A 717-nucleotide genomic window follows, 5' to 3' on the forward strand; every position below is an offset into this window, starting at 1 on the left:
GCGAAAGAGCTCACCACTCGGTTGACTGATAACTTCCAGATTTTAAAACCCGCCTCTTCAAGTTAATTGCGTATAGTCAACAGCAATAATTCTGTCCAATTCATCTCTATTAGAGATATCAGTTTTAATCCCAATATAAGGTGCATGTACAGAATAATAGAGGTCTTTACTTTTTTTTATTTCATTTAATATATCAATTTTCTTATTCCATTTTTCAGGATCGTTATCGACTAGCTCTCTCAGTCCCTTTTCAAATTCTATTTCAATATTTTTAAAATCTCTACTTAACTCGCCTACCAACACGTCAATCTCTGCTGGGTTCTCAAATATATTTGTCGAAAAACCTATTTTTTGAAATAAAGACATACATCCTCCTATTATAAATTTTGCTGACAAACTCTATTGCTAGATAATTTATTAAAATAAAACTTTCTTTCCAAACCTAAATCATTTGGATTTATAAACTCATAAGTCTCAGGGGATTTTTTAATTCCATCTTGATGAATTCCCGCACATGTTGAAAACGCATACTCCCCCAATAATGGTTTATTAGGATAAGGTTTTTTATTGATGACATCATAATAAAAATTGCATAATTCAATCAATTTCTTCATGATAATATCAGTTTTAAATCTACTCTTATACCCATCGTAATTGAAGATACTTGATTTTTCATTCGTATCAGATCAAGATCGCGCCCATGAAAATTACTCTGAC

General features: G+C 31.1%; 2 protein-coding genes. Both read right to left on the bottom strand.

The features are described 5' to 3' along the window. Positions 1-57 precede the first annotated feature (57 nt). Complete coding sequence (locus NXS07_RS20535) at positions 58-366, bottom strand: hypothetical protein (RefSeq protein ID WP_258087578.1); 309 nt, start codon at positions 364-366, stop codon at positions 58-60. Between the two features lie 11 nt (positions 367-377). Beyond that, positions 378-614 (bottom strand): homocitrate synthase/isopropylmalate synthase family protein, encoded by a 237-nt coding sequence (locus NXS07_RS20540; protein ID WP_258087579.1) that lies wholly within the window; start codon positions 612-614, stop codon positions 378-380. Between the last annotated feature and the right edge of the window lie 103 nt (positions 615-717).

It is taken from the genome of Xenorhabdus bovienii (genome assembly GCF_024721015.1).
In the GTDB taxonomy this organism is placed as follows: Bacteria; Pseudomonadota; Gammaproteobacteria; order Enterobacterales; family Enterobacteriaceae; genus Xenorhabdus; species Xenorhabdus bovienii.

Excerpts from the sequence above, each read along its gene's own strand:
- NXS07_RS20535 (WP_258087578.1), bottom strand. The coding sequence starts at position 366 with ATGTCTTTATTTCAAAAAATAGGTTTTTCGACAAATATATTTGAGAAC.
- NXS07_RS20540 (WP_258087579.1), bottom strand. The coding sequence starts at position 614 with ATGAAGAAATTGATTGAATTATGCAATTTTTATTATGATGTCATCAAT.